The sequence below is a fragment of the Citrobacter sp. wls717 genome, assembly GCF_005280955.1.
Taxonomy (GTDB): domain Bacteria; phylum Pseudomonadota; class Gammaproteobacteria; order Enterobacterales; family Enterobacteriaceae; genus Citrobacter; species Citrobacter werkmanii.
This window is the reverse complement of record NZ_SZWW01000007.1, coordinates 260612-275932: the sequence shown is the minus strand read 5'-3', so window position 1 is coordinate 275932 and position 15321 is coordinate 260612. Positions and strand designations below refer to the sequence as shown.

Sequence of the window (15321 nt, the reverse complement as noted above, 5' to 3'; positions counted from 1 at the left end):
CCCTGCGTAATTATAACGGCTAAATAAACAACAACTGATAAAAAATATTATTTGTTATTTTGTGCGCCATAGAATTTGGAAATTATTGACGCCTTTTATACATGCTATTTTCCTTACTCGATTCAGCCATGAAAAATTTATTTTTTGTTTTGTAATTGTCTTTTTATTGATAATTAATTGTTAATTAATTGTTTTATTTTGGTATTGGTTATACCAATTGCCCTCCGCACGTCCCTCACCTGCCTGCTTTCGTTATAACGTGATGTTGCAACAGGTTCTTAAAGCCAACCCGACATATATTGCAACATATGTGACACGCTCGGCAGAACCCGGTAACACAGATCCAATGATGTTTACAGTAATGTAACCTTCCCGTAAAATGACCTCACACTTTAAACGCCACCCGGTCCCGTGGAATTGAGGTCGTTAAATGAGACTCAGGAAATACAATAAAAGTTTGGGATGGTTGTCATTAATTGCAGGCACTGCGTTGCTCAGTGGCTGTAATTCTGCGCTGCTTGACCCTAAAGGACAGATTGGACTGGAACAACGGTCATTGATACTGACGGCATTTGGCCTGATGTTGATCGTCGTTATTCCTGCCATCTTGATGGCTGTTGGTTTTGCCTGGAAGTATCGTGCAAGCAATAAAGATGCGAAGTACAGCCCGAACTGGTCACACTCCAATAAAGTGGAAGCTGTGGTCTGGACGGTGCCGATCTTAATCATCATTTTCCTTGCCGTGCTGACCTGGAAAACCACTCACGCTCTTGAGCCAAGCAAACCGCTGGCGCATGACGAGAAGCCCATTACCATCGAAGTGGTTTCCATGGACTGGAAATGGTTCTTCATCTATCCGGAACAGGGTATCGCTACCGTGAATGAAATCGCCTTCCCGGCGAATACTCCGGTCGAATTCAAAGTGACGTCCAACTCCGTGATGAACTCCTTCTTTATCCCGCGTCTGGGTAGCCAGATTTATGCCATGGCCGGTATGCAGACTCGACTGCATCTGATCGCCAATGAAGTCGGTACTTATGATGGTATCTCCGCAAGCTATAGCGGACCAGGCTTCTCCGGTATGAAATTCAAGGCTATTGCTACAAAGGACCGCGCCGAATTCGACCAATGGGTTGCTAAAGCTAAGCAGTCTCCGAACACCATGAGCGACATGGCTGCGTTCGAAAAAGTGGCTGTGCCAAGCGAATACAACCAGGTGGAATACTTCTCCAACGTGAAACCTGATTTGTTTAAAGATGTTATTAACAAATTTATGGCTCACGGTAAGAGCATGGACATGACCCAACCAGAAGGTGAGCACAGCGCACATGAAGGTATGGAAGGCATGGACATGAGCCACGCGGAATCCGCCAACTCAAGGGGTTGAGAAGAATACGATGTTCGGAAAATTGACACTTGATGCAGTTCCGTTCCATGAACCAATCGTCATGGTTACGATCGCTGCCATTATCATCGGTGGTGCGGCCTTACTCGGCCTTATCACTTACTTCGGTAAGTGGACCTACCTGTGGAAAGAGTGGCTAACTTCGGTTGACCACAAACGCCTTGGCATCATGTATGTCATCGTCGCAATCGTGATGTTGATTCGTGGCTTTGCCGATGCCGTCATGATGCGTAGTCAGCAAGCGCTGGCTTCTGCAGGTGAAGCGGGTTTCCTGCCACCTCATCACTACGACCAGATCTTCACGGCTCACGGCGTGATTATGATCTTCTTCGTGGCAATGCCATTTGTTATCGGTCTGATGAACCTGGTGGTTCCACTACAGATTGGCGCACGTGACGTTGCATTCCCGTTCCTGAACAACCTGAGCTTCTGGTTCACCGTTGTTGGCGTAATCCTGGTTAACCTGTCTCTGGGCGTCGGTGAATTCGCGCAGACCGGTTGGCTGGCGTATCCGCCTCTTTCGGGGATAGAGTACAGTCCAAGCGTCGGGGTCGATTATTGGATATGGGCCGTCCAGTTGTCCGGTATTGGTACAACCCTGACCGGTATCAACTTCTTTGTGACCATCATTAAGATGCGTGCGCCAGGAATGACCATGTTCAAGATGCCGGTATTTAGCTGGGCATCTCTGTGCGCGAACATCCTGATTATCGCTTCGTTCCCAATTCTGACGGTTACCGTCGCGTTGCTGACCCTGGATCGCTATCTGGGCACCCATTTCTTTACCAACGATATGGGCGGCAACATGATGATGTACATCAACCTGATTTGGGCCTGGGGCCATCCGGAAGTGTACATTCTGATCCTGCCAGTATTCGGGGTATTCTCCGAAGTCGCAGCAACCTTCTCGCGTAAGCGTCTGTTTGGTTACACCTCGCTGGTGTGGGCAACCGTGTGTATCACCGTTCTGTCGTTCATTGTTTGGCTGCACCACTTCTTCACCATGGGTGCCGGCGCAAACGTAAACGCCTTCTTCGGTATTACCACCATGATTATCGCCATCCCGACCGGGGTGAAGATCTTCAACTGGCTGTTCACCATGTATCAGGGCCGTATTGTATTCCACTCAGCAATGCTGTGGACGATTGGCTTTATCGTCACCTTCTCAGTCGGCGGCATGACCGGCGTACTGCTGGCGGTTCCGGGTGCGGACTTCGTACTGCACAACAGCCTGTTCCTGATTGCGCACTTCCATAACGTTATTATCGGCGGCGTGGTATTTGGTTGCTTCGCGGGTATGACCTACTGGTGGCCAAAAGCGTTTGGCTTCACGCTGAACGAAACCTGGGGTAAACGCGCATTCTGGTTCTGGATCATCGGCTTCTTCGTGGCATTTATGCCGCTGTACGTGCTGGGCTTTATGGGTATGACCCGTCGCCTCAGCCAGCAGATTGACCCGCAGTTCCATCCGATGCTGGTTGTTGCCGCCTGTGGCGCCGCGCTGATTGCACTGGGTATCCTGTGCCAGTTCATTCAGATGTACGTGTCTATTCGCGACCGCGAGCAGAACCGTGACCTGACCGGTGACCCATGGGGTGGTCGTACGCTGGAGTGGGCAACCTCTTCCCCGCCTCCATTCTATAACTTTGCCGTTGTGCCGCACGTTCACGAGCGTGATGCGTTCTGGGAAATGAAAGAAAAAGGTGAAGCGTACAAGCAGCCTACGCACTATGAAGAGATTCATATGCCGAAGAACAGCGGTGCCGGTATCGTCATTACCGCCTTCGCAACACTGTTTGGTTTCGCCATGATCTGGCATATCTGGTGGCTGGCGATTGCAAGCTTCGCAGGCATGATCATTAGCTGGATTGTGAAAAGCTTTGATGAAGACGTGGATTACTACGTGCCGGTCCCGGAAGTCGAAAAACTGGAAAACCAGCATTTCGATGAGATTACTAAGGCAGGGCTGAAAAATGGCAACTGATACTTTAACGCACGCGACTGCCCACGCGCACGAACACGGGCACCACGATGCAGGCCAGACCAAGATCTTCGGATTCTGGGTCTACCTGATGAGCGACTGCATTCTGTTCTCAATTCTGTTTGCAACCTATGCCGTTCTGGTGAACGGCACCGCAGGTGGCCCGACAGGTAAGGACATTTTTGAACTGCCGTTCGTTCTGGTTGAAACATTCCTGCTGTTATTTAGCTCCATTACTTACGGCATGGCGGCGATCGCCATGTATAAGAACAACAAGAGCCAGGTCATCTCCTGGCTGGCGTTGACTTTCTTGTTCGGTGCCGGATTCATCGGGATGGAACTCTATGAATTCCATCACCTGATTGTTAACGGTATGGGCCCGGATCGCAGCGGCTTCCTGTCTGCGTTCTTCGCGCTGGTCGGCACGCACGGTCTGCACGTCACCTCCGGTCTTATCTGGATGGCGGTGCTGATGGTGCAAGTTGCCCGTCGCGGCCTGACCAGTACTAACCGTACCCGCATCATGTGCCTGAGCCTGTTCTGGCACTTCCTGGATGTGGTGTGGATCTGTGTGTTCACTGTTGTTTATCTGATGGGGGCGATGTAATGAGTCATTCTAACGAGAGCGGCGGCGCATCCCATGGCAGCGTAAAAACCTACATGACAGGTTTTATCCTGTCGATCATCCTGACGGTCATTCCGTTCTGGATGGTGATGACAGGTTCTGCCTCTCCGGCCGTCATTCTGGGAACTATTCTGGCAATGGCCGTGGTACAGATTCTGGTGCACCTGGTGTGCTTCCTGCACATGAATAGCAAATCTGATGAAGGTTGGAACATGACGGCCTTTGTCTTTACTGTGCTAATCATCGCCATTCTGGTTGTGGGCTCCATCTGGATTATGTGGAACCTTAACTACAACATGATGATGCACTAAGAGCGGCGATTATGATGTTTAAGCAATACCTGCAAGTTACGAAACCAGGCATCATCTTTGGCAACCTGATCTCGGTGATTGGGGGGTTCCTGCTGGCCTCGAAAGGCAGCATCGACTATCCCCTGTTTATCTACACGCTGGTTGGGGTGTCACTGGTTGTGGCGTCGGGTTGTGTATTTAACAACTATATCGACAGGGATATCGACAGGAAGATGGAGAGGACCAAAAACCGCGTGCTGGTTAAAGGTCTGATTTCTCCTGCCGTCTCGCTGGTATACGCCACCTTGCTGGGTATTGCTGGCTTTATGCTGCTGTGGTTTGGCGCCAACCCTCTGGCCTGCTGGCTGGGGGTGATGGGCTTCGTGGTATACGTGGGCGTCTATAGCCTGTATATGAAGCGCCATTCCGTTTACGGTACGCTGATTGGCTCACTCTCCGGCGCTGCGCCGCCGGTGATTGGCTACTGCGCCGTAACCGGTGAGTTCGATAGCGGTGCGCTGATTCTGCTGGCTATCTTCAGCCTGTGGCAAATGCCGCACTCTTACGCGATTGCGATTTTCCGCTTCAAGGATTATCAGGCTGCCAACATCCCTGTACTGCCAGTGGTAAAAGGCATTTCGGTCGCGAAGAACCATATCACGCTGTATATCGTGGCATTTGCTATCGCCACGCTGATGCTAACCCTGGGCGGCTATGCAGGTTATAAATACCTGATTGTTGCGGCGGCGGTGAGCGTCTGGTGGTTGGGCATGGCGCTGCGCGGTTATAAAGTGGAAGATGACAGAGTCTGGGCGCGCAAGCTGTTCGGTTTCTCCATCATAGCCATTACCGCGCTCAGCGTGATGATGTCCGTCGACTTTATGGTGCCAAACTCGCAGAACCTACTGACTTACGTCTGGTAAGTTAATCGTCACATCTTCTATGCCGGATGGCGGCTGACGCCTTATCCGGCCTACAAAAAAGCACATGGCTTGTAGGCCGGATAAACGTAACCCCATCAGGCATCTTCCTGTTTATTATCCGTCCATATTTCAAACAACCATTTTCCCGCTTCAGCCGACTCGGCAAACATCCTTACGGTTAACGGTATGCGTGTTGCTTCGATTTCTTCCCGGTTAGCTTTGAACCATCTCGTGAAGAGTGGCAAATTGTGCCACGGATAATACGGTTTCCAGTTCACACATGATAAATCGACTTTAAACTCTTTCTCATATCGAGTCAGAGCACTGTGGAGGTCATCACCGGGGACATCAAATAGTTCTGAGTCGAGTTCTAAAGGAACCTCTTTCCAGTTTTCATCCAAATACCCGGGTATTTCTTCCCTGAAAAGCTTTAACACATCGTCTTGAATACTCATTAGAATGATGTCCATTGCATATAGTCATCATCCTGAATCAATTGGTCATATTTATCACGAAATACCATTTCCTTTTCCCTCTTTCCATTGGAACCAACCACAAAAACACTACACCTGTAATTATCGCAAGTAAATTAGTTACATAGGTAATTATTTCAGTTATACCGCTACACAATTCCACATATCGTAGAGGTTTACCCCACCCCTTCCCCGCTTTACACTAGGCGCGAAATTAATACAGAGGTGGGAATGAACGATTACAAAATGACGCCCGGTGAGTTGCGCGCCACCTGGGGTTTAGGGACCGTATTTTCGTTGCGCATGCTTGGCATGTTTATGGTCCTGCCGGTTCTGACCACGTACGGTATGGCGCTACAGGGTGCCAGCGAAGCCTTGATCGGACTTGCTATCGGTATTTATGGCCTGGCGCAAGCCATCTTCCAGATCCCCTTTGGTCTGCTGTCAGACCGCATCGGTCGTAAGCCGCTTATTGTCGGCGGACTGGCGGTATTCGTTTTCGGCAGCGTGATTGCCGCCCTCTCAGATTCAATCTGGGGAATTATTCTTGGTCGAGCTCTGCAAGGCTCTGGCGCGATTGCCGCCGCCGTAATGGCGCTATTGTCCGACTTAACTCGCGAGCAAAACCGAACCAAAGCAATGGCGTTTATCGGCGTCAGCTTTGGTATCACCTTCGCCATTGCGATGGTATTGGGGCCGATCGTTACCCACGCGCTAGGGCTACACGCGCTGTTCTGGATGATCGCGGGCCTTGCTACCACAGGTATCGTGCTGACCATTTGGGTCGTTCCCAATAGCACGACCCACGTACTGAACCGCGAATCAGGCATGGTAAAAGGTAGCTTCAGCAAAGTACTGGCGGAGCCAAAACTGCTGAAGCTCAACTTCGGCATCATGTGTCTGCACATTTTACTGATGTCCACTTTCGTCGCCTTGCCAGGTCAGTTGGCGAAAGCGGGTTTCCCCGCAGCCGAACACTGGAAAATTTATCTGGTGACGATGCTGCTGTCCTTCGTTTCCGTGGTGCCGTTCATCATTTACGCCGAAGTGAAACGCCGGATGAAACGCGTGTTCCTCGCCTGCGTGTTACTGATTCTTGTTGCCGAAATTGTATTGTGGAGCGCAAACATTCGTTTCTGGGGGCTGATTGCGGGCGTGCAGATATTCTTCCTCGCCTTCAACCTGATGGAAGCCCTCCTCCCCTCGCTTATCAGTAAAGAGTCTCCGGCTGGCTATAAAGGTACGGCGATGGGCGTTTACTCCACCAGCCAGTTTCTTGGCGTGGCGATTGGCGGTTCGCTGGGCGGTTGGGTTGTCGACATGTTTGATGGGCAGGCGGTATTCCTGGCCGGCGCGCTTCTGGCGGCAGTGTGGTTGTTGGTGGCCAGCACAATGAAAGAACCGCCGTACGTTAGCAGCCTGCGCGTGGAAATCCCACCGGAGATTGCCGCGGATGACACCCTGAAGCAGCGTCTGCTGGCTAAAGAAGGGATAAGCGAAGTGTTAATTGTGGCGCAAGAACATTCGGCCTACGTAAAAATCGACAGCAAAGTGACCAATCGATTTGAGGTTGAGCAGGTCATCAGCCAGGCGTGAAGATTGCAGGATGGCGACGTCTTATCCGGCCGACAAATAGCGTGTGCTACCTGTAGGCCGGATAAGCGGGCATTACGACTTAATCGCGGAAGTTCTTAAACTGGAACGGCTGGCCGAGGTCGCCGCCGCGAACCAACGCCATAACAGATTGTAGGTCGTCACGCGCCTTGCCGGTTACACGGATTTCTTCGCCCTGAATCTGCGCCTGCACTTTCAGCTTGCTGTCTTTAATCAGCTTAACGATTTTCTTTTGCACCGCGCTTTCAATACCCTGCTTCAGCTTCGCTTCCACAAACCAGGTTTTACCGCTGTGCACGAAGGTTTCCGGTACGTCCAGCGACGTGCCTTCAATCCCGCGTTTCAGCAGCTTGGCACGTAAAATATCCAGCAGTTGATTGACCTGGAAATCTGACTCGCTCAGCACCTTAATCGTCTTATTTGACTCATTCAGCTCAAAAGTCGCTTCAACACCACGAAAATCAAAGCGTGACTCTACTTCGCGGCTGGCGTTTTCTACCGCGTTACGGGCTTCCTGAAGATCAACTTCAGAGACAATATCGAAAGATGGCATCTTTTCCTCTCCCTTCATTTTTGATGCGAAGCATAATACCTGCAAAGTTACTCAACAGACAGCGCTATACTAGGCTGTATCCTTTAATTGTACGCAGAACTGATACCTGCGAACAATAAAGGGGTACGGCCGATATGGATTAACACCTGGTGCTGTTGCAGGTGAGGAGGAAGAATGAAAATTACCGTACTGGGATGTGGAGCGTTAGGACAGCTGTGGCTTACCACGCTGTGCAAACATGGACATGAGGTGCAAGGGTGGCTACGCGTGCCACAGCCCTACTGCAGCGTGAACCTGATCGACACGGATGGATCGGTTTTTAATGAATCCCTGACGGCAAACGACCCCGACTTTTTGGCAAAAAGCGACCTGTTGCTGGTTACACTTAAAGCCTGGCAGGTTTCCGATGCGGTAAAAGGTCTGGCCGCAATTCTGCCTGAAACTACCCCAATTTTGCTGATTCACAACGGTATGGGGACGATTGAAGAGCTGCAAAACATTAAACAGCCTCTGCTGATGGGCACCACCACCCACGCAGCACGTCGCGACGGAAATGTCATCATTCATGTCGCTCAGGGCACAACGCGCATCGGTCCGGCGCGTGAGCAGGACGGTGATTTCAGCTATCTGGCTGAAACACTGCAAGAAGTACTACCGGATGTCGCCTGGCACAATAATATTCGTGCCGAACTGTGGCGCAAACTGGCGGTGAACTGCGTCATTAATCCTCTGACGGCGCTCTGGGACTGCCCAAACGGCGAACTGCGTCAGCATCCGGAAAAAATAGCGCTAATCTGTGAGGAAGTAGCAGCGGTTATTGAACGCGAAGGCCACCACACATCAGCGGATGATTTACGCTATTATGTCGATCAAGTCATTGATAGTACGGCGGAAAATATCTCATCAATGCTGCAGGATATTCGTGCCATGCGCCATACAGAGATCGACTATATTACCGGTTACCTGTTAAAACGCGCCCGCGCGCACGGCATCGCCGTCCCGGAAAATGCCCACCTGTTTGAAATGGTAAAGAGAAAGGAAAGTGAGTATGAGCGCTCAAGCACTGGTTTGTCTCGCCCCTGGTAGTGAAGAGACCGAAGCGGTCACGACTATCGATCTGCTGGTTCGCGGCGGAATTAAGGTCACTACAGCAAGCGTCGCCAGCGATGGCGACCTGACGATTGTGTGCTCACGCGGAGTGAAGCTGCTGGCTGACGCACCGTTGGTTGAAGTGGCTGACGGCGATTTCGACATCATCGTATTGCCTGGCGGTATTAAAGGCGCGGAGTGTTTTCGCGATAGCCCTCTGCTTGTCGAAACCGTGAAGCAGTTTCATCGCTCCGGGCGTATTGTCGCAGCAATTTGCGCCGCTGCCGCCGCCGTACTTGTCCCGCACGATATCTTCCCCATCGGAAATATGACGGGTTTCCCGGCGTTGAAGGACAAAATTCCCGCAGAACAATGGCAAGACAAGCGTGTCGTCTGGGATCCGCGCGTTAACCTGTTAACCAGCCAGGGTCCGGGAACATCCATTGATTTTGGTTTAAAAATCATTGATCTACTGGTAAGCCGCGAAAAGGCTCATGAAGTGGCGTCACAACTGGTAATTGCTGCGGGAATTTATAACTACTACGAATAAGAATGATTGCCGGATGGCGGCGTAAACACCTTATCCGGCCTACAAAACGGTACAGTCTGTAGACCGGATAAGCGGCAGCGCCATCCGGCAAAGGAACTACGGGCGATACACCTTCACGTTTTCAAAGCCCTGCTCGCGCAGATACAGCGCCTGCAGGCGGCTCATCACGCCGCGTTCACACCACAGCAGCCAGGTTTTACTCTGGTCTAAATCGCCGAATTTGGTGCTCAGCTTGTAGAACGGCAGTGAAACCACGTCCACACCTTCCACCTTCAGCGGCTTGTCATCCTGTTCATCCACAGAACGGATATCCAGAATCACGTCGTTTGAGCCGAAACCACTCACGGTTTCCACTTCCACCACGGTCTGCTGAGTCTGCTGGGCGATATCGCGAATATCGATATTGTTCGCTTCTTCGACCACTTTATCGAGGATAGAGAAATCGAAGTTTTCTTCTTCGGCCTCAATCTTCGCTTTAATCGCCTTCACCGTTGGGCTTTTTGAAATTACGCCGCAGTATTCCGGCATGGTACGCGCAAAGTCCTCGGTACCAATTTCACGCGCCAGGTTGATGATGTGTTCTTTATCATGGGAGATAAGCGGGCGCAGGATCAGGGTATCCGAAACGTTATCAATCAGGCGCAGGTTGGTCAGCGTCTGGCTGGACACCTGGCCCAGCGCTTCACCGGTTACCAGTGCCTGTACGCCGTAGCGCTCAGCGACTTTCGATGCCGCTCGTACCATCATACGTTTAAGGACCACGCCCATCTGACCGTCGTCGACTTTCTCCAGGATCTCGCCCACCACCGGCTCAAAGTTGATCGCGACAAAACGTACGCGATGCGAGCTACCGTAGCGGTTCCACAGATAATGCGCCACCTGACGAACGCCAATTTCATGCGCAGCGCCGCCGAGGTTAAAGAAGCAATAGTGTACGCGGCAGCCACGACGCATCAGCATGTAACTCGATACGCCGGAGTCGAAACCACCGGAGATCAGCGACAGGACGTCTTCCTGCGTACCAATCGGGAAACCGCCAATACCTTCATAGCGGCCTTTAACCAGCAGCAGACGGTCATTTTCGATTTCAAGATTCACCGTCACGTCCGGTTTCGTCAGCTTCACGCGCGCGGATTCAATATGCTGGTTCAACCCGCCGCCAACATAACGTTCCACCTCAATGGAGCTAAACTCATGCTTACCGCGACGCTTAACGCGTACACAGAAGGTTTTTCCTTCCAGTTGATCGCGATACTGCACCAGCGCTTTCTCGAAAATATCGTGCATGTCGGTAAACGGCACGTCTTCTACTTCGAGAATATGGTGGATACCCGGAATACGGGTCAGCGCGTCGCGAATATCCAGACGCTGGCTTTCATCTTTAGCGCGAACCTCAACGTGATCCCAGTGACGGACAACGGCAAGGTCTTCATCGTAGTGCTTTAAAACGTTACGAATGTTCCCTGTCAGAATTTTTATAAAGCGCAAACGCACAGATTGGCTTTTGATGGTGATTTCTGGGAACAATTTAATGATAAACTTCATGGCGGCAATGGTTCTTTGGCAAGTCTGAATGACTTGTAATGGAAAAAAATACAGCAGCCCATACCCTGCGGCTGCATCCAGGCGCGCAAGTATACCACTATCATGGTCATCCTGTGCACATCGCCTTACCATTGCGCGTTATTTGCTTATCAGTGCGAGTCCGTTACCATAGTCTTGTGCTGCCAATACAGAGAGTCAGACATTCATTATGCCGAAGAAAAATGAAGCGCCAGCCAGTTTTGAAACAGCGCTGAGCGAGCTGGAACAGATTGTTACCCGCCTGGAAAGCGGCGACCTGCCGCTGGAAGAAGCGCTGAACGAATTCGAACGTGGCGTACAACTGGCGCGTCAGGGACAGGTCAAATTGCAACAGGCTGAACAGCGCGTACAAATCCTGCTGTCAGACACCGAAGACGCCGCCCTTACGCCTTTTACACCGGATAATGAGTAAATGGATTTTACGCAGCAGCTACAGGCTTGCGTTGAGCAGGCCAATCAGGCACTGAGCCGTTTTATCACGCCACTGCCCTTTCAGAACACTCCCGTGGTCGAAACCATGCAATATGGCGCATTATTAGGCGGTAAACGTCTGCGCCCATTCCTGGTGTATGCGACCGGTCAGATGTTTGGCGTCAGCCTGAGTACGCTTGATGCTCCCGCTGCCGCCGTCGAGTGCATCCATGCCTATTCGCTGATGCATGATGATTTACCCGCGATGGACGACGACGACCTGCGCCGCGGTCTGCCAACCTGCCATGTAAAATTTGGCGAGGCAAACGCGATCCTGGCCGGAGATGCGCTGCAAACGCTGGCGTTTTCCATTATCAGCGACGCCCCGATGCCGGAAGTATCTGACCGTGACCGCATCGCGATGATCTCTGAACTGGCGCAGGCCAGCGGTATCGCCGGCATGTGCGGCGGCCAGGCGCTGGATCTGGAAGCGGAAGGCCATCAGGTTGCGCTGGATGCGCTGGAGCGTATTCACCGCCATAAAACCGGGGCATTGATTCGCGCCGCCGTGCGTCTGGGTGCATTAAGCGCAGGCGATAAAGGGCGGGAATGCCTGGCAATACTCGACAAATACGCAGAAAGCATCGGTCTGGCCTTCCAGGTTCAGGATGACATACTGGATGTGGTAGGCGATACTGCAACATTGGGTAAACGTCAGGGTGCTGACCAGCAGCTTGGCAAAAGTACCTATCCTGCACTTCTGGGTCTTGAGCAAGCCCGGAATAAAGCCCGGGATTTAATCGAGGATGCCCGCCAGTCGCTAAGTTTACTGGCCGCGCAGTCACTCGATACCTCGGCACTGGAAGCGCTAGCGGACTATATAATCCAGCGTGATAAATAAACCAACATATCCCATGAGCTTGCGATGAGTTTTGATATAGCCAAATACCCGACCCTGGCGCTGGTCGACTCCACCCAGGAGTTACGCCTGCTGCCAAAAGAGAGCCTGCCAAAGCTTTGCGACGAACTGCGCCGCTATTTGCTCGACAGCGTGAGCCGTTCCAGCGGGCACTTCGCCTCTGGTCTGGGCACGGTGGAACTTACCGTCGCGCTGCACTACGTCTATAACACCCCGTTTGACCAGTTAATCTGGGATGTGGGACATCAGGCTTATCCGCACAAAATTCTGACCGGCCGCCGCGATAAAATCGGCACCATTCGTCAGAAAGGCGGTTTGCATCCGTTCCCGTGGCGCGGTGAGAGTGAGTATGACGTACTGAGCGTTGGGCACTCCTCAACGTCCATTAGCGCTGGCATTGGTATTGCGGTTGCCGCCGAGAAAGAAGGCAAAGATCGCCGTACCGTTTGTGTGATTGGCGACGGCGCTATCACCGCCGGGATGGCGTTTGAAGCGATGAACCATGCGGGTGATATTAAGCCCGATATGCTGGTTATCCTCAACGACAACGAAATGTCGATTTCAGAGAACGTCGGCGCGCTGAACAATCACCTGGCGCAATTACTCTCAGGCAAACTCTACTCTTCGCTGCGCGAAGGCGGGAAGAAAGTGTTCTCCGGCGTACCGCCGATTAAAGAGCTGCTCAAACGTACCGAAGAACACATCAAAGGCATGGTCGTGCCGGGCACGCTGTTTGAAGAGCTGGGCTTTAACTATATCGGCCCGGTGGACGGGCACGACGTGCTGGGACTTATCACCACGCTGAAGAACATGCGCGATCTGAAAGGCCCGCAGTTCCTGCACATCATGACCAAAAAAGGTCGTGGCTATGAGCCAGCGGAAAAAGACCCGATCACGTTCCACGCCGTACCCAAATTCGATCCATCCAGCGGCTGTCTGCCGAAAAGCAGCGGCGGCCTGCCAAGCTATTCAAAAATCTTCGGGGACTGGTTATGTGAGACCGCAGCGAAAGACAATAAGCTGATGGCGATTACCCCGGCGATGCGCGAAGGCTCCGGTATGGTGGAATTCTCACGTAAGTTCCCGGACCGCTACTTCGATGTGGCGATTGCCGAGCAGCATGCAGTGACCTTTGCAGCAGGTCTGGCGATTGGCGGCTACAAGCCGGTCGTGGCTATTTACTCTACCTTCCTGCAACGCGCCTACGATCAGGTGCTGCATGATGTGGCCATCCAGAAACTGCCGGTCCTGTTCGCCGTTGACCGGGCTGGTATCGTTGGCGCAGATGGGCAAACCCACCAGGGGGCGTTCGATCTCTCCTTCCTGCGCTGCATCCCGGAAATGGTCATTATGACCCCGAGCGATGAGAATGAATGCCGCCAGATGCTGTTTACCGGCTATCACTACAACAACGGGCCATCGGTCGTGCGCTATCCACGCGGTAATGCGGTGGGCGTTGAGCTGACGCCGCTGGAACACCTGCCAATAGGTAAAGGCATCGTGAAGCGTCACGGGGAGAAAGTGGCGATTCTTAACTTTGGCACCCTGATGCCGGAAGCTGCTCAGGTCGCAGAGTCGTTGAACGCCACGCTGGTTGACATGCGCTTTGTGAAACCGCTGGATGAAACGTTGATCCTCGAAATGGCGGCCCGACACGACGTGCTGGTTACTATTGAAGAGAACGCCATTATGGGCGGCGCAGGCAGTGGCGTAAACGAAGTGTTGATGGCCCATCGCAAGCCCGTTCCGGTGCTGAACATCGGCCTGCCTGACTTCTTCATCCCACAGGGCACTCAGGATGAGGCTCGCGCCGATCTGGGTCTTAATGCCGCAGGCATTGAGGCCAAAATCAAGGCCTGGCTGGCATAATCCCCTCCCCGCTCCTGCTATGCTTAATGAATAACACGCTAAGCAGGAGCGAATGAATGCAATACAACACCTTAGGAAAAACCGACCTCCGGGTCTCCCGCCTTTGCCTGGGCTGCATGACGTTTGGCGAGCCCAATCGCGGTAATCACGCCTGGACGCTGCCTGAAGAGAGCAGCCGCCCGATAATCAAACACGCCCTTGAGGGCGGCATTAACTTTTTCGATACCGCCAACAGCTACTCCGCTGGCAGCAGCGAAGAGATTGTCGGCCGCGCGCTGCGTGATTTCGCCCGCCGCGAAGATGTCGTGGTCGCGACCAAAGTTTTTCACCAGGTGGATGATTTAGCAGAAGGATTATCCCGCGCACAAATCCTGCGCTCAATCGACGACAGCCTCAGACGCCTGGGCATGGACTATGTAGACATCCTGCAAATTCACCGCTGGGATTACAACACGCCAATCGAGGAAACGCTGGAAGCCCTTAACGATGTAGTCAAAGCCGGTAAAGCTCGCTATATCGGCGCCTCATCCATGCATGCTTCGCAGTTTGCTCAGGCGCTGGCCTTGCAGAAGCAACACGGCTGGGCGCAGTTCGTCAGCATGCAGGATCACTACAACTTGATCTACCGCGAAGAAGAACGCGAAATGTTGCCGCTCTGCTATCAGGAAGGTGTCGCGGTGATCCCGTGGAGTCCGCTGGCGCGTGGTCGCCTGACCCGCCCGTGGGGAGAAACGACCGCACGTCTGGTTTCCGATGAAGTCGGTAAAAATTTATATAACGAGAGCGATGAAAACGACGCGCAAATTGCCGCCCGGCTGGCTGGCATCAGTGAGGAGCTGGGCGTTACGCGGGCGCAGGTCGCGCTGGCATGGCTGCTGAGCAAACCAGGCGTGGCTGCGCCCATTATCGGTACATCGCGTGAAGAACAACTGGATGAATTGCTCAATGCGGTGGATTTAACGCTGAAGCCGGAGCAAATTGCCGAGCTGGAGACGCCGTATAAACAGCACCCGGTAGTGGGATTTAAATAAGCGC

15 protein-coding genes are annotated in these 15321 nt (G+C 52.5%); 12 read left to right on the top strand and 3 right to left on the bottom strand.

The annotated features are described in order from the left end of the window. Window positions 1-430: 430 nt before the first annotated feature. Genes cyoA through cyoE form a run of 5 tightly spaced genes read left to right on the top strand, consistent with a single transcriptional unit; the run spans window position 431 to window position 5224 of the window. Window positions 431-1387 (top strand): cytochrome o ubiquinol oxidase subunit II, encoded by a 957-nt coding sequence (cyoA, locus tag FDX09_RS06025; protein WP_085047638.1) that lies wholly within the window; start codon window positions 431-433, stop codon window positions 1385-1387. Window positions 1388-1397: 10 nt separating this feature from the next. Next, the gene (cyoB, locus tag FDX09_RS06020) at window positions 1398-3389 is read left to right on the top strand and encodes a cytochrome o ubiquinol oxidase subunit I (RefSeq protein WP_038638255.1); all 1992 of its coding nucleotides are present in this window, start codon (window positions 1398-1400) and stop codon (window positions 3387-3389) included. Next, window positions 3379-3993, top strand: coding sequence for a cytochrome o ubiquinol oxidase subunit III (locus FDX09_RS06015; RefSeq protein WP_003831007.1), 615 nt, complete (start codon window positions 3379-3381; stop codon window positions 3991-3993). The genes cyoB and FDX09_RS06015 overlap by 11 nt, the downstream gene beginning before the upstream one ends. Continuing rightward, window positions 3993-4322, top strand: coding sequence for a cytochrome o ubiquinol oxidase subunit IV (locus tag FDX09_RS06010; RefSeq protein WP_003831006.1), 330 nt, complete (start codon window positions 3993-3995; stop codon window positions 4320-4322). Before FDX09_RS06015 ends, FDX09_RS06010 begins: the two co-directional genes overlap by 1 nt. Window positions 4323-4333: 11 nt before the next feature. Beyond that, on the top strand, window positions 4334-5224 hold the full coding sequence (gene cyoE, locus FDX09_RS06005; RefSeq protein ID WP_003831005.1) for a heme o synthase: 891 nt from the start codon (window positions 4334-4336) through the stop codon (window positions 5222-5224). 95 nt (window positions 5225-5319) lie between these two features. On the opposite strand, the gene FDX09_RS06000 is transcribed toward cyoE, so the two are convergent. Continuing rightward, window positions 5320-5694: a DUF1493 family protein gene (locus tag FDX09_RS06000; protein ID WP_069323957.1), complete on the bottom strand. Its 375-nt coding sequence runs from the start codon at window positions 5692-5694 to the stop codon at window positions 5320-5322. A gap of 234 nt (window positions 5695-5928) precedes the next feature. Between FDX09_RS06000 and FDX09_RS05990 the strand changes: the two genes are divergently transcribed. Next, complete coding sequence (locus FDX09_RS05990) at window positions 5929-7293, top strand: MFS transporter (protein WP_137346923.1); 1365 nt, start codon at window positions 5929-5931, stop codon at window positions 7291-7293. 79 nt (window positions 7294-7372) lie between these two features. On the opposite strand, the gene FDX09_RS05985 is transcribed toward FDX09_RS05990, so the two are convergent. Next, window positions 7373-7864 (bottom strand): YajQ family cyclic di-GMP-binding protein, encoded by a 492-nt coding sequence (locus FDX09_RS05985; protein WP_038638234.1) that lies wholly within the window; start codon window positions 7862-7864, stop codon window positions 7373-7375. A gap of 174 nt (window positions 7865-8038) precedes the next feature. Here FDX09_RS05985 and panE point away from each other — a divergent pair, with 174 nt between their 5' ends. Together panE and yajL are read left to right on the top strand one after the other, a co-directional pair. Next, the gene (gene panE / locus FDX09_RS05980; protein ID WP_121528680.1) at window positions 8039-8950 is read left to right on the top strand and encodes a 2-dehydropantoate 2-reductase; all 912 of its coding nucleotides are present in this window, start codon (window positions 8039-8041) and stop codon (window positions 8948-8950) included. After that, window positions 8913-9503, top strand: coding sequence for a protein deglycase YajL (yajL, locus tag FDX09_RS05975; RefSeq protein ID WP_121528679.1), 591 nt, complete (start codon window positions 8913-8915; stop codon window positions 9501-9503). The genes panE and yajL overlap by 38 nt, the downstream gene beginning before the upstream one ends. Before the next feature lie 96 nt (window positions 9504-9599). Here yajL and thiI read toward each other — a convergent pair whose 3' ends face one another. Further along, window positions 9600-11048 (bottom strand): tRNA uracil 4-sulfurtransferase ThiI, encoded by a 1449-nt coding sequence (gene thiI, locus FDX09_RS05965; RefSeq protein ID WP_038638226.1) that lies wholly within the window; start codon window positions 11046-11048, stop codon window positions 9600-9602. A gap of 208 nt (window positions 11049-11256) precedes the next feature. Here thiI and xseB point away from each other — a divergent pair, with 208 nt between their 5' ends. The 4 genes from xseB to yajO are packed head-to-tail and all read left to right on the top strand — an operon-like array spanning window position 11257 to window position 15317. Then, window positions 11257-11499 (top strand): exodeoxyribonuclease VII small subunit, encoded by a 243-nt coding sequence (gene xseB / locus FDX09_RS05960; protein WP_038638224.1) that lies wholly within the window; start codon window positions 11257-11259, stop codon window positions 11497-11499. Further along, the gene (ispA, locus tag FDX09_RS05955) at window positions 11500-12399 is read left to right on the top strand and encodes a (2E,6E)-farnesyl diphosphate synthase (protein WP_038638213.1); all 900 of its coding nucleotides are present in this window, start codon (window positions 11500-11502) and stop codon (window positions 12397-12399) included. 24 nt (window positions 12400-12423) lie between these two features. After that, entirely contained in the window at window positions 12424-14286 is a 1863-nt protein-coding gene (gene dxs, locus FDX09_RS05950; RefSeq protein WP_038638211.1) for a 1-deoxy-D-xylulose-5-phosphate synthase, read from the top strand. A 56-nt stretch (window positions 14287-14342) separates the two neighbouring features. Next, complete coding sequence (yajO, locus tag FDX09_RS05945) at window positions 14343-15317, top strand: 1-deoxyxylulose-5-phosphate synthase YajO (protein ID WP_042310115.1); 975 nt, start codon at window positions 14343-14345, stop codon at window positions 15315-15317. The last annotated feature ends 4 nt before the right edge of the window (window positions 15318-15321 follow it).

Excerpts from the sequence above, each read along its gene's own strand:
- cyoA (WP_085047638.1), top strand. The coding sequence starts at position 431 with ATGAGACTCAGGAAATACAATAAAAGTTTGGGATGGTTGTCATTAATT.
- cyoB (WP_038638255.1), top strand. The coding sequence starts at position 1,398 with ATGTTCGGAAAATTGACACTTGATGCAGTTCCGTTCCATGAACCAATC.
- FDX09_RS06015 (WP_003831007.1), top strand. The coding sequence starts at position 3,379 with ATGGCAACTGATACTTTAACGCACGCGACTGCCCACGCGCACGAACAC.
- FDX09_RS06010 (WP_003831006.1), top strand. The coding sequence starts at position 3,993 with ATGAGTCATTCTAACGAGAGCGGCGGCGCATCCCATGGCAGCGTAAAA.
- cyoE (WP_003831005.1), top strand. The coding sequence starts at position 4,334 with ATGATGTTTAAGCAATACCTGCAAGTTACGAAACCAGGCATCATCTTT.
- FDX09_RS06000 (WP_069323957.1), bottom strand. The coding sequence starts at position 5,694 with ATGGACATCATTCTAATGAGTATTCAAGACGATGTGTTAAAGCTTTTC.
- FDX09_RS05990 (WP_137346923.1), top strand. The coding sequence starts at position 5,929 with ATGAACGATTACAAAATGACGCCCGGTGAGTTGCGCGCCACCTGGGGT.
- FDX09_RS05985 (WP_038638234.1), bottom strand. The coding sequence starts at position 7,864 with ATGCCATCTTTCGATATTGTCTCTGAAGTTGATCTTCAGGAAGCCCGT.
- panE (WP_121528680.1), top strand. The coding sequence starts at position 8,039 with ATGAAAATTACCGTACTGGGATGTGGAGCGTTAGGACAGCTGTGGCTT.
- yajL (WP_121528679.1), top strand. The coding sequence starts at position 8,913 with ATGAGCGCTCAAGCACTGGTTTGTCTCGCCCCTGGTAGTGAAGAGACC.
- thiI (WP_038638226.1), bottom strand. The coding sequence starts at position 11,048 with ATGAAGTTTATCATTAAATTGTTCCCAGAAATCACCATCAAAAGCCAA.
- xseB (WP_038638224.1), top strand. The coding sequence starts at position 11,257 with ATGCCGAAGAAAAATGAAGCGCCAGCCAGTTTTGAAACAGCGCTGAGC.
- ispA (WP_038638213.1), top strand. The coding sequence starts at position 11,500 with ATGGATTTTACGCAGCAGCTACAGGCTTGCGTTGAGCAGGCCAATCAG.
- dxs (WP_038638211.1), top strand. The coding sequence starts at position 12,424 with ATGAGTTTTGATATAGCCAAATACCCGACCCTGGCGCTGGTCGACTCC.
- yajO (WP_042310115.1), top strand. The coding sequence starts at position 14,343 with ATGCAATACAACACCTTAGGAAAAACCGACCTCCGGGTCTCCCGCCTT.